Annotated in this window: 12 protein-coding genes and 3 pseudogenes; 8 read left to right on the top strand and 7 right to left on the bottom strand. The window is 58.7% G+C overall.

All coding sequences use genetic code 11. From position 1 onward, the window contains the following. Window positions 1–95: 95 nt before the first annotated feature. Window positions 96–367, bottom strand: a pseudogene (locus GJ634_RS16810) (hypothetical protein); the annotation flags it as partial. 150 nt (window positions 368–517) lie between these two features. On the opposite strand from GJ634_RS16810, the gene GJ634_RS00835 reads away from it, so the two are divergent. The 3 genes and pseudogenes from GJ634_RS00835 (at window position 518) to GJ634_RS00825 (ending at window position 1,895) form a co-directional block, all read left to right on the top strand. After that, window positions 518–829 (top strand): hypothetical protein, encoded by a 312-nt coding sequence (locus tag GJ634_RS00835; protein WP_058984737.1) that lies wholly within the window; start codon window positions 518–520, stop codon window positions 827–829. A gap of 6 nt (window positions 830–835) precedes the next feature. Beyond that, complete coding sequence (locus GJ634_RS00830) at window positions 836–1,333, top strand: type II toxin-antitoxin system VapC family toxin (protein ID WP_231727173.1); 498 nt, start codon at window positions 836–838, stop codon at window positions 1,331–1,333. Window positions 1,334–1,344: 11 nt separating this feature from the next. Continuing rightward, a pseudogene (locus GJ634_RS00825) lies at window positions 1,345–1,895 on the top strand (hypothetical protein). A gap of 47 nt (window positions 1,896–1,942) precedes the next feature. On the opposite strand, the gene GJ634_RS00820 reads toward GJ634_RS00825, so the two are convergent. Further along, window positions 1,943–2,503 (bottom strand): TATA-box-binding protein, encoded by a 561-nt coding sequence (locus GJ634_RS00820; RefSeq protein ID WP_058984739.1) that lies wholly within the window; start codon window positions 2,501–2,503, stop codon window positions 1,943–1,945. 257 nt (window positions 2,504–2,760) lie between these two features. After that, window positions 2,761–2,934 carry a hypothetical protein gene (locus GJ634_RS00815; RefSeq protein ID WP_157499955.1) on the bottom strand — a complete coding sequence of 58 codons (174 nt, stop codon included), beginning with the start codon at window positions 2,932–2,934 and terminating at the stop codon, window positions 2,761–2,763. A 265-nt stretch (window positions 2,935–3,199) separates the two neighbouring features. Here GJ634_RS00815 and GJ634_RS16805 point away from each other — a divergent pair, with 265 nt between their 5' ends. Both GJ634_RS16805 and GJ634_RS16320 read left to right on the top strand, forming a co-directional pair. Next, window positions 3,200–3,787, top strand: coding sequence for a universal stress protein (locus tag GJ634_RS16805; RefSeq protein ID WP_082678883.1), 588 nt, complete (start codon window positions 3,200–3,202; stop codon window positions 3,785–3,787). A gap of 861 nt (window positions 3,788–4,648) precedes the next feature. Further along, window positions 4,649–4,777: a hypothetical protein gene (locus GJ634_RS16320; RefSeq protein ID WP_269449499.1), complete on the top strand. Its 129-nt coding sequence runs from the start codon at window positions 4,649–4,651 to the stop codon at window positions 4,775–4,777. A 41-nt stretch (window positions 4,778–4,818) separates the two neighbouring features. Here the strand turns inward: GJ634_RS16320 and GJ634_RS00805 are convergent, their stop codons facing one another. The 3 genes from GJ634_RS00805 to GJ634_RS00795 form a co-directional block, all read right to left on the bottom strand. Continuing rightward, window positions 4,819–5,271: a hypothetical protein gene (locus GJ634_RS00805; RefSeq protein WP_157499953.1), complete on the bottom strand. Its 453-nt coding sequence runs from the start codon at window positions 5,269–5,271 to the stop codon at window positions 4,819–4,821. Beyond that, complete coding sequence (locus tag GJ634_RS00800; protein ID WP_157499951.1) at window positions 5,268–5,780, bottom strand: winged helix-turn-helix domain-containing protein; 513 nt, start codon at window positions 5,778–5,780, stop codon at window positions 5,268–5,270. Before GJ634_RS00800 ends, GJ634_RS00805 begins: the two co-directional genes overlap by 4 nt. Window positions 5,781–5,854: 74 nt before the next feature. Continuing rightward, window positions 5,855–6,781 carry a transcription initiation factor IIB family protein gene (locus GJ634_RS00795; protein ID WP_157499987.1) on the bottom strand — a complete coding sequence of 309 codons (927 nt, stop codon included), beginning with the start codon at window positions 6,779–6,781 and terminating at the stop codon, window positions 5,855–5,857. 733 nt (window positions 6,782–7,514) lie between these two features. On the opposite strand from GJ634_RS00795, the gene GJ634_RS15245 reads away from it, so the two are divergent. The 3 genes and pseudogenes from GJ634_RS15245 to GJ634_RS15240 all read left to right on the top strand — a co-directional run bounded on the left by GJ634_RS15245 (window position 7,515) and on the right by GJ634_RS15240 (window position 9,847). Next, a complete protein-coding gene (locus tag GJ634_RS15245) occupies window positions 7,515–7,667 on the top strand; it encodes a hypothetical protein (RefSeq protein ID WP_197425342.1) in 153 nt (50 codons plus the stop codon). A 375-nt stretch (window positions 7,668–8,042) separates the two neighbouring features. Next, window positions 8,043–9,100, top strand: a pseudogene (locus tag GJ634_RS00790) (inorganic phosphate transporter). Between the two features lie 102 nt (window positions 9,101–9,202). After that, window positions 9,203–9,847: a hypothetical protein gene (locus GJ634_RS15240; protein WP_197425346.1), complete on the top strand. Its 645-nt coding sequence runs from the start codon at window positions 9,203–9,205 to the stop codon at window positions 9,845–9,847. A gap of 16 nt (window positions 9,848–9,863) precedes the next feature. Here the strand turns inward: GJ634_RS15240 and GJ634_RS00780 are convergent, their stop codons facing one another. Further along, on the bottom strand, window positions 9,864–12,077 hold the full coding sequence (locus GJ634_RS00780) for a CDC48 family AAA ATPase (protein WP_157499949.1): 2,214 nt from the start codon (window positions 12,075–12,077) through the stop codon (window positions 9,864–9,866). Window positions 12,078–12,102: the final 25 nt, after the last annotated feature.

Below are 12,102 nucleotides of genomic sequence, written 5' to 3'. Positions count from 1 at the left end.
ATCCAGGTATAGCGTAACCCATAGTTGTTGCTCCAATTGTCGAATTCATACTCTGGCTAAAGCCGGGAGCTCTCTCCTCGCTTATCGGTATTCCTCGTCGACGCTGTCTCGTTCGTGCTAGTGGCGTCACATCGAGATGGTTCGTGAGACAGAACCGGCATTTCGTCTGGCCGTCTGGGACTGACGCCCCACAGGACCGACACTCGCCATCGGCGGCCGTCGGCGCATCAGGGTAGCCACCAGAACTCGTCGCGACGCGTTGCCGTCGGGGGTCTCCTTCACACCCGTCGTCCAGTCTCGTGTCCGGAATGTGGGACGCCTCGCCGGTCGGCCGCAGTTCCTCGAGGTCTAGATAGCGATCATGCATCGATTGGACCGTGGGTTGTTTCGGGTTTGTATTTCAATTTCAGGGCCAGTAGTCCGCCTTGTCTTCCACTTGAGCATGAGGCATGAAATAAGTCATGCGAACATCTTATACTTCATGAGCAAGTAGATGGAAGTAGTAGCGGGGATCCGCATGAGCAGTAACGACACGAAGCACGTGCAAACGGAGCTGAATGAGGACGAATACGAACGCTTCCGGGAGTTCGCTCGAGAGCACGGCCTCTCGCTCAAGGAAGCCGGCCACGAGGCGCTTCTCGAGTGGATCGAACGCCAGCAGCAAGCTGACCCAAACGACCCGGCGTTCACCGTCCTCGACGACCTTGATGACGAGTCCCTTCCAGCGTCGGCGGCGACGGATGCTCGCGAGGAAGACGATCTCGTCGACGAGTGGCACGGCAGTGACGAATCGTTCACGCTCGCCGACGATCCATCCGCGGAGCCCTGACCGCTGATGGCAGAGCCAGTCGAGACCCCAATCGGCACGGTCACAGCCGAGCATTTTCGCCCAGGGCACGTCCGCCATCAGGTCGTCGTCGGCCCGAAGTTCCTGTACGCATTATTCAACCCCCAAGATCAGATGCACGCAGTCTCGCGGGCGTTCATGGCCTTTGTCCGCGACGGTGACCTCCCCTATCGTCGTCTCATCGTCAACGATCACATCGTCGACGAGGCTGCAACCCGGCTGAAAAAGCAAGCGTCGATGCGAAACGCAGCCACGTTCCTGACGACCATCGACGAGAGCACGCTGTATCAGTCCGAATCCGTCCCCGAGGACGCTTTCGAGGACGCGAAATCGACGTTTATCGAGTGGACCGACCTGGATGCGTCACTTACTGATTTTACTGTTGCAGCGCATATGCAGGCCTTAGAGGTCGATCATATCCTCACCTACGACCGGCACTACGATGCGTTCGACGTGACAACACTTCCGTATCGTAATCAGGACTAGAGGTGCCAAGCATGCCCGAATCCTCGCGGAATGGGGTCCAGTCGTGGACTGAGTCGATGAGCGCCCGCGACCGCATTCGAGCCGTCGCCGAGTCACTTCGCGAACCCCGTTCAGTTAACTGGATCAGCGAGCAGGCTGACGCCGCCTGGAGTACAACCAACGAGGAGCTCCAGAATCTCGTCGACCAGGGACAGCTGCGCCGCGTCGAGGCCGGCGAGACGACACGCTACCAGCCGGACTACACCCGACTGCTCTTCGAGGAAATCCGCACGCTTATCGAGGAGAATACGCGTGAGGAGCTACGCAACGAATTGGCCGCGATCACCGAGGAGATCGAGGAGTGGCAGGCGACCTACGACGTCGAGACGTGTGAGGCCCTCGAACAGTCGCTCGCCGACGGTGATCTCGCAAGTGCCGAGCTCCGCGAACGCCGCGACGTAATCACGCGCTGGGAGGAGAACGAGGGGGATCGCCGCCTCATCAAGCACGCGCTGGAACCTACTCGGATGTCGAAGCCGCCCGCGACCACATGAGGGACGACAGCAGTTCTCGTCGGCGGTAGCGGCGATTCGCTGGAAAGCGAGTCTCCCCAATCTCCATGTGGCCGGATTAATCGAGGAGGCCGAGTTCGGAAAGCCGGTCCTGCACGTGCATGAGTGCTTGCTGGGCTTCGTCCGTTTCTGTTCCACCAGTAATGACGAGCTTCCCGCTGCCAAAGAGGAGCACGACGACGTCGGGGTCATCGAGCCGATAGACGAGCCCGGGGAACTGTTCAGGTTCGTACTCGATTTGCTCTAAGCCAAGCCCGATCGCAATCGCGTTCAAGTTCAGCGACTGCTCGAGACTGGCACTAGAAACGATGTTCTGCACCTCGATCGGCGGATTACTGTCGACGTCGATCCCTAACTCGCGGAGGTCATCGAAGACGATGTCGAGGGCTTCGTGGACGTCATCGACGCTTTTCGCACCAGTGCAGACGACTTTCCCTGACCGGAAGATCAGCGTGGCTGATTTCGGCTCCTGGAGGCGGTAGACGATTCCAGGGAAGTCCTCGGGGTTGTAGTCGGCGCCGTCGAGATCCACTGCGAGTTGGTCGAGGGCGAGTTCTTGGCCGAGATCACTGGATGCAACAACGTTCTCGATTTGGATTGTGTCCGCCAGCGTGCTCATACGGGGTACTCGTCGGACAAATTACTTAAAGTACGGCGGGTGGAAATTCGTTCCTTTGTTGAAACCCTCAACGGCTACTAGGTTCGGGCCTAGGTCGGTCAGTACAGACCCAGTCTCGGGAACATCACAGATCAATACTTGTCGCATAGATCGCCTGGCCATGGAGTGACCAATTTGCCGCTGTTGAAATCCCATTGATCAGATATTATGTAGGGTGAAACAACCCGTAAGTGAGTATGCGGATTGAGCGAACTCGCCTACTCAGTATCCATGAATACACCAATAGTTCCGAGGAATCCGGACGCGAAAACCGTGAGCCCGATAACTGGATTGAAGTAGTGAGCAATAGCGAGACCAAGTAAACTGACCTGTGTCCCCAGAACCATCATCTGCGTCCCGAGACGGTTGATATCGGCATCAGACTTCGGCACAGAAAAATGATGGAAAGGAGCCATGTTAAATATTGATAGAGCGTCAGTCTGTACTTAGCGAGAATTACACGCTAGCTCCTCAAGGCCAATAGCTGGGACAACCGTCCGTAGACTGGGCTGAGATGGGGATACGGGACCGGGAAACAGTTATACCGGTGAGCGCGTAGGTTTAGTTGAACTATCTATCGCTCATCGTGGGCGACAAAAGCCGTCGCCAGATCTCTTCTGGCGAGTAATCAAATCCAACAGTCCCAACCCACGAGTAATGCCAGCATTCCCAACCAACGCTCCGCCGTCCAACGCTACGAGTATCCACCCGGTCAGTCTACGTGAAGTCAGTACGCCACCACGTCGCCACAAGCGGCGTATGGCCTCTACTGGGGACGCAATTGCTCGCCAAGAATTCGGTTTCACTGACGTTGAATCCCTTGACGACGTGACAATCACCCACTACGGCCCCGGGACAAATAAGGCGATCAACTCGATTCTTGTCCCTATCGCGGGCGGCCCGAATAGCGATGCTGCTGTGACGCTCGCCAGCAGTATCGCCTCGGAGTGGGCCGCGTCAATTACGCTGCTGACAGTCATTCCAGAAGCCGCAACCGATAATCAACGACAGGCAGCCAACCGGCGACTAGAGACGTACGCTGAGCGTGTAGCTGACAGTTCAGTTGTGACAACGCTCCGTCGTAGCGACGATGTCGCATCGGCAATCGCAACGGAAAGCGTCGCGCATGAACTCCTTGTCATCGGAGCGTCCGAACGGTCACTGTTCAAACGAGTTTTTCGTGGGACAATCCCTGAGCATCTCAGGCACGAAACACACGCACCAATATTCGTTATCAGTCGGTAACCCACCACCGCTGACCACTGCCGAACGAATGGGGCCCCCAAATATTCCCCTCGTCAGCGACAACCCCTTGGTATGGTTGAGTACTGTGATAAGTGTGGGACGGAACTTGACTCATCTCAGGAACGCCACCAACGGTACCGAATCGAGCATCCGTCGGATTCCGTCGAGACACTGAAAGGACGTCTGTGCTCGGATTGTTTCTGGGAGCTCAAAGAGTGGCTCGAAACGGAGAAGGTTGCGTAACGGCGTTCCCCGATTGAGCGATACAGCGTCTGGAACGGTCGCGGACGCTGTTTGCTATCTCTAATCGTTCGTGTCGTCGCCGTCAGAAAGCCTATGGTCGATGGTCTGGCTGCTACTGGTATGGCGGAATGCCAGAACTGCGGCAGCCATGTCACGGAGGTCTACGTTCGTGTATTCACGCCGGATTCGGTCGACGAACCGCAGGTGTGCCCGAACTGCGAGGATATGACTCGTGGCCGTGATGGCGTCCGTGAGAAACGAACGTAGCAGGCCAACCCGCTCCACGGAAAACGGGGGCTGTTGAACGCATCTTGGTTCGTTATCCAAGTTGCGGCCATCGCCGGTCGGTAGGACTGCGCACTGTGCGCGTTTCGAGTTATAGGATTGTGTCCGACCGCTCATGTTCGCAGTCCGTGCATTCCCAGAAGTGACATCCTCCCCGTCTACTGTTCCTTTCCCGGTCGTGTGCGCTGTCGAGCCACACTCAGGGCACGAACTGACGGGCATTATCCCAACTACTCTGTTGGGTCCTGATGATGTTGGTGGCCGGCTGTACTGAGCAAATGACGGTGGAACCCCATCAACTGAGTAGTGTTTCTACAGAGCCGGCAAACTCGAGTGCTGTACGTGGACGACGATTCTACAGCCTTATTCAGTGGCGAGGTCGTCGTAGATCTCCTCGTGCTCGTCGAGATCCTGGCGGCCAAGGAACCGGATAAGATACCGCGGTGCCTCGTTGGCGGATAACTCATCCAAGTTCTCCGGGCGGTCACGTCCAGTGGGCATTCCTATGGTGGATTTGCTGCGCTATTCAGTCGATCCAGATCCCGCTTCTCGTACGCTGCGCGCCACATCGCGTGAACGGCACGCGTCACGAGTGACACCTCGGTTACGTCGATACAGGACGGCTCGGCGGCCGTCGTCGTGGCCTCGGGCGGCGAATGGAAATGAATCTCGGGAGAGTGGGTGTTCGGGTGGCGATCGAAGCGCCAGTTGACGTCGTCGCTATCGACGTAGTGAAACGAGTACATCCCGAGTTCGCTCCACTGGATATCGAGCCGAGCGCTCTCGGCATCGGCGAGCCCGTCGTTGAGACTAATCTGTAGTTCCGTGGGTGCGACGACGTCGTCGTACCCTGTTTCGTCGACGAGCGGCTCAAGCTCGAGCCAGAGATCTCGGATCCGCTGCAGCGCCGGGAGATAGATCGGCCCGAACTCGCCGGCGCGGTCGTCCTCGCTCATACGGCAAGCTGGTGGCTGGCCTCGTCGTAGGCGAGTGCGGCTTGGGCAACGGCGAGATTCTGTCGTGTCGTTCGCCACGCCGTGAGGTCGTCCCAGCCCGCTGTCTCGTCGGCGTCGAGTTGCTGGGCGAGTTCCTCCGGTGACACCACGTCGTAGCGGTCCTCGTAGCGCCGGATCTCGGCCTTCATCTCCTTGATGCTGTCGAGCAACTCCGTCCGATCGACTTCCGCACGCAGCTCACGGATTCGGGACATCAACACCCGGTCGCTATTGCGCTTATAGAGCGTTGTTTGGCCGTCCTGTTCCGTCTCGGCGAACCCGGTGTTCACGAGCGTCTTGCAGTGGCGACGCGCCGTCGGCTCGCTCACGAGCGCTCGATCGGCGATTTCGGCGGCCGATTGCCCATCGTGGGTCTGTTCGACGATTTCGTACACTCGCTCGAACGGCGTGGTGTCGTCCTTCCAGTCCGCTTTGACCTGCTCGTTGACGTCGTCCCACGTCTCGGTCATACTGGGTGCTACACGGTAGAGAAACAAATAGTTTCCTGAGAAAATTATCTAACGGTGGTTGTGCAGGTGTGTTGTCAGGCTACTTGCTCCGCTAACGTCTCGTAATGCGTCCGGACAGTCGTTGGCGTGACGTTCCCTGTCTCTGCGACGTCGCTTTGTGTCACCCACTGCCCCTGTTCCTGCCCCGCTTTGTAGAGGCAGGCCGCTGCGAACCCTGCCGGATGGACGCCCGTCGTGACGCCGCGCTCCTCGGCCTCCTCCGCGAGGGCCCGGGCCCGCTGTCGGATTTCGTCTGGACACTCGAGGTCCGACGCAAGGCGGGGCACGAACATGCTGGGGGAGACGGGTTCAGCGGGGAGGCCCAGCTCTTCGTTCAGCGTTTTGTACGCGTTCGTGACTCGTGACTCCGCAACGCGGGCCATCTCGCTAACGTCGTCCACTAACCGCGAGAGGCCGTTGCACCGGCAGGCCCCGTAGACGCTGGCCGCGGCGATGGCCTCGATGGATCTGCCACGAAGCAGATCCTCGTTCTGGGCGCTCCGGAAGAGCTGACACGCCTGGTCGCGAACCGAATCGGAGAGCTCGAGGGCACTCGTCAACCGACGCACTTCGCCCAATCCGTGGGCGAGATTCCGTTCCGCTTTCGACCGCCAGCGCCCTCGGGTCTGCTCACGGCGCATCCGCGCGAGTCGCCGTCGCTTCTTTCCAGGGATCTCGTTCCCCTTGGCATCGGTGCCGCGACCGATTTCCGTCGACAGGCCGCGATCGTGCCGGGCGGCAGTGAGTGGGGCGCCCGTTCGTTCGCACTCCTCGTCGTCGTACGCCCGCCACTCTGGCCCGTGATCGATGCGCTGTTCGTCGATGACCAGACCACAGTCCTCGCAGACCGTTTCGACCGCGTTCGTGGTGACCCGGCCGTCGCACTCGGGACACTGGTTCGCACTCGATTCCGTTCGGACGTCTTCGTCGAATCCGCTCTCGTAGATGTCTCTAGTTGCCATCGTTCTCACCGTGTTTCGGGAACTCGCCAGTACAGCGAGCCCCTCACCCATTGAGGGGGAAATAAACTCTACGCGGGATTGCCGAACCTACTGAGGGATTTGGCGGGATTGAATTACGACGTCCTAGTCCTCGAAAACGTAATGAAGGGTATGAGTGCCGAGGCCTTCGACTATAGGACCGCAATTTAGCTTATAACTGCCAAAGCGTGAATTAGATGGGTTTTAATTGGTGTTTTTTGCATGTTTGCACAATCACGCTGGAGTGAGTGGAACCACTCTACCTGAAAGTTTCTGATCCGTTCAACTGTTCTACCAGTACTCTACCAAACCGGCATCATATCCGTGCAATTTTACAGTGGCCTGATCACGGAGATACTCCAGACGATCGTCTCCGTCAGGCAGATAGACCTCGTTCGCGCTTTCTCTGCTGACTATTTTGAGACCCCATATGAACTCTACTCACAAGGAGGTACTCACTGCTACGGATGAGCGTCCAACGATAAAGTCGAAGTTCGATAGGGTACCAGACCTTCGATTTCGCCGGTGAAGTCATCAAAGACGGGATCACAGAACACGCATTCACGATGGATCAGTTGGTCAACTAGGAAATGTCTATGAATGTTTACGAAAGCGACGTCTAGTGGTAATCAGAAGATCGGTTGGAACGCTCCCCAGTCCTTCCTCCATCAACCGTTTCGTGAGTCTTACAAACGAGGAACCCCATAATCCGCATATGCCGAAGATCGACCTTAATGAGGAGACGGTCAACCGACTCGACAATCTACGAATCGACGACGAATCCTATGACGAAATCATCAATGAACTCATCAATATCTACGAGGGCGAAGAGCTGACTCTTTCATTTGCCGGTGACCGGATCGAATAATCAGAAAATTTGCCGCCCGACAGGTGCGATAGGCATTCCGTCGACATTGCTTCTGCCAGGGAGTTCTGACACGCAGTTCGCACAGTACCTGTATCCTCGTTCGTTAGTAATCCCACACTCTGGGCAATCGACTTCTCTTAATTGTATTGACTGTTCAGTGCTGTCCGCAGGTTCCACGCCATCGTCGGAAACCTGCTTGGACCAATACGCATAGAGGACAGCGAGCACGTGGAACCCTCCGACGACTACGAAGAGCGTATACAGCCACGGCTGGAGGGTCATACCAACAGAAAATATTGTCTGGATCCACTTAGGAATTACTCGCCCTCACGAAATCAATATTCTTTTGCAGAATTATGCCCTATATCCGATCGTATGGCGCTATCGGTGGTGTTCCTCATCGGCATAGCAACGGCCATCTTCGTCGGCGTGAACATCGGAGGATCATCTACCGGCGTGGCTTTCGGGCCGGCGACCGGAAGCGGCGTGCTATCGATGCGACAGGCCTCTGGGTTGATGGCCGTGTTCGTACTGATCGGCGGGTTCACTATCGGCACGAACGTCGTCGATACCTTGGGGACGGACTTCGTCCCTGCAGAGTACTTCACGCTCGGAGCGTCGATCGGCGTCCTCCTGTTCATCGGACTTGGCATCCTACTCGGAAATGTTCTCAAGGTATCGACCAGTACCAGCCAGACAGCGGTCGCCGCTGTCGTCGGGATGGGGGCAGCACTCGGCGTTCTTGACTGGCGGACCGTCGGCGTCGTCGGTATGTGGTGGGTTCTCTCGACGATCCTCGCCTTCTGGATCTGTGCGTTCGTCGGGCGGTACTTCTACGACGCGGTCGTGGACGTTCTTGATTTCGAATCCGACGACGCGGGCCGATTCGCGGAACTCGTCGTGATCGGGATCGGCTGTTATATGGCGTTCTCGGCCGGGGCCTCTAACGTCGCCAACGCTGTAGCACCACTCGTCGGCTCCGGGCAGATCGAGATGATACCGGGGGTCGCGATCGCGGGCGTGGCGATCGGGATCGGTGCCTTCACCATCGGTCCCCGGACGATGGAGACCGTTGGCGAGGACATCACGGACCTATCGCTGGAAGCGTCGCTGATCGCCGAAACGATCGCGGCCTCGATCCTCACCGGCCTGAGCTGGGCCGGCATCCCGGCGAGTCTCGCGTCGTGCTCACCGCGTGTGTCATCGGGCTTGGATGGGGGCGGGCGAGCCGTCGAGTTCCCCTTCACGCGATCGTCCGACCAGAAGGGCTCTCAAATGCGGAACGTTCGGACTGGGCAGCTGACCAGCTTGATCTGTTCGACCCCTCTACTACGAAACGAATCGTGACGACATGGATTGCCACCCCAACCGTCGCTGGTGTTATCGCCTTCATCACGTTCGAGGCGGCGGAGCGATTCCACCTTCTCGTATGAGTTGCCTACGCCGGAGTGATATCGAACCAGAAATCGGGTGGCTACCTCTCTAAGTTTCCAAGTTAGGCTTTTGGACACGAAACACGAAGATATCAGATAACGATGTCACTGAGTACGCTCAGTGGTCGCTTCCAAGGAAGACAGACGCAGTTTCACGTCGAACTGGTGTACGGCTTGCTCTTCATCGCCGGCTTCGGGTATCTCGTATTCCGTATCGACCCCCGGGTGGCCGCGTTCGAGGGAGGCCTTGTCATCGGTTACCTATTGAGAGTTTGGGAGAAGATGTCGATCTACGAGCGCGTCCTCGAGCGGGCCGTCCGGGCCGAGGCCGAGGACCAGGTCGCCGACGAGGTCGACGACCAGGTCGGCGACATCGACGAGCGCATCGGCGAGGAAGTGGCAGCCGAGGTCGAGGCCGAACTCGACGAGGCCGTCTCCGAGGAGGTGGAGGCCGAAGTCGAGGCGGAGCTGGAAGACGCCGTCAGCGAGGAGGTCGAGAGCGAACTCGAAGACGCCGTCGCGGACGAGGTCGAGGAACAAGTGGGAATCCGGGTCGAGGAACAGGTCAGTGATGAGATCGAACAGCAGGTTGGTGAAGAGGTTTCCGAACGCCTCGAAGCGGAGGTCGAAGAACAAGTCGAAGCCGAGGTTGGAGATATAGACGAACAGATCGACGAGCGTGTGACCGAACAAATCGAAGAAGCCGATGGCCCCCGAGGGGATCGAGCCGACGATTCAACTACGTAGGAGACGGCCGCGAGTTCTACACCGCTTCAGGTGTCCCCTCGAACTCCCGCGTTCCGGACCCGACGTTTGAGTCGACCTCCTCGAGTGCCTGGTCGAAATGGTTCATCGTCAGCTCGATCTCGTCGACGTTGGCCGATTCGCCACTCGCAGTCGCGCGAACGTACTCGCGGACTGCGATAGTCGCGGCCTCGCGGCAGACTGCTTCGATGTCGGCACCGACGAAGCCGTCGGTCCGCTCGACGAGTTCGTCGAGGTCGACGTCGTCGGCCAAGGGTCTGCCTCTGGCATGGATCTCGAAGATTTCACGCCGGGCCGCTTCGTTCGGTTCATCTACCTCAACGTGACGATCAAGCCGTCCAGGCCGGAGTAAAGCATCGTCGATGAGATCCGGGCGATTGGTCGTGGCGATCACCACGACATCCTCGAGCTCCTCAAGGCCGTCGAGTTCGGTCAGGAGCTGGGAGACCACACGCTCGCCAACGTTCGAGTCGCCGACGCCCCGACCACGCTCTGATGCGATCGCGTCGATCTCGTCGAAGAAGATCACCGTGGGTGCGTTCTCGCGGGCCTTCGAGAACACTTCACGAACGCCTTTTTCGGATTCCCCGACGTACTTGTTGAACAGCTCCGGACCCTTGATCGAGATGAAATTCGAGTTGGCCTCGTTGGCGACGGCCTTCGCCAGCAGGGTCTTGCCGGTGCCGGGCGGCCCGTGCAACAGGACGCCCTTCGCCGGATCAAGTGCGACTCGCTCGTAGGCGTCGGCATATTCCAGGGGCCACTGGACGGTCTCCTGCAGACGTTCTTTCGCGTCATCGAGGCCGCCGACGTCGTCCCAGGTGACATCGGGAACCTCGACGAACACTTCGCGGAGCGCCGACGGTTCTATGCCTTTCAGTGCCTCTTTGAAGTCGTTCTCGGTCACCTCGATCGAATCGAGGACTTTCGCAGGGATCTCTTCCTCTTCGAGATCCAGCTCCGGCCGAATCCGTCGGAGCGCGTGCATCGCGCTCTCTTTGGCAAGATTCTCCAAGTCAGCGCCGACGAACCCCTGGGTGGACTCGGCGTAGCGTTCGAGATCGACGCCATCGCCGAGCGGCATCCCACGAGTGTGGATTCGGAGAACCTCCTCACGTCCGTCGCGGTCGGGGACGCCGATCTCGATCTCGCGGTCGAACCGGCCGGGACGGCGGAGCGCCGGATCTATGGCATCGACGCGGTTGGTCGTGCCGATGACCGTGATTTGGCCGCGTTCCTCGAGGCCGTCCATCAGCGAGAGGAGCTGGGCGACGACTCGTCGCTCGACGTCACCGCTGACCTCCTCTCGCTTTGGGGCGATCGAGTCGAGTTCGTCGATGAAGACGATCGCGGGAGCGTTCTCCTCGGCCTCCTCGAACACCTCGCGGAGCTGCTCTTCGCTCTCCCCGTAGTACTTCGACATGATCTCCGGGCCGCTGATCGTCTGGAAATGAGCGTCTATCTCGTTGGCGACGGCCTTCGCGATCAGCGTCTTCCCCGTGCCCGGCGGGCCGTGGAGCAGCACCCCTTTAGGTGGCTCGATACCGAGTGTCCCGAACAGCTCGGGATGGCGCATCGGCAGCTCGATCATCTCTCGGACCTGTTCGAGTTCGTCGTCTAACCCGCCGATGTCCTCGTATGTGACGCCAGGAGTGGGCGAATCGTCGGGGTCACCCGATTCGACGGAAACCTCTTGTGTGCTCTGGTCGGCGGTTTCGATGTCGGTAGTATTCTGAATGACGACCGTCCCGCTCGGCTGTGTATCGACCACCGTCAAGGGGATGCGGCGGCCGGATCGTCCGGAGAACATACCGAACCCGATCGGGAACGCTACCGTCTGTCCCGCGGTCACTGCCTGATCGGTGAGGTGTTCGCGGAGGTGCGAGCTGAGATCGCCCCTGATCCGGAGATTCTGTGGTAGGGCGACGGTAACGCGGTCCGCTGGCTCGACCTCCGTTTTTTCGACCTCGACGCGATCGTCGATGCTCACGTTCGCTGCCTGTCGGAGCTGCCCGTCGATACGGATGATACCGTGCCCCGCGTCGCTCGTGTTACTAGGCCAGACGCGGGCGACTGTTCGTCCACCGTCACGACCCTCGATTGCGACGAAGTCACCACTGCTGACGCCGAGTTCTTGAAGCGCTTCACGATCGATGACTGCCATGCCGCTTCCTGGATCGCGGTTTTTGAGCTGTTTGACCGTGAGTCGCATGGTTCTCACCTCGACTGTTCACGGA

It is taken from the genome of Halobacterium sp. CBA1126, assembly GCF_009741975.1.
GTDB lineage: Archaea > Halobacteriota > Halobacteria > Halobacteriales > Halobacteriaceae > Halobacterium.
The sequence above is the reverse complement of the archived record's forward strand: the minus strand, read 5'-3'. Positions and strand labels throughout refer to the sequence as shown.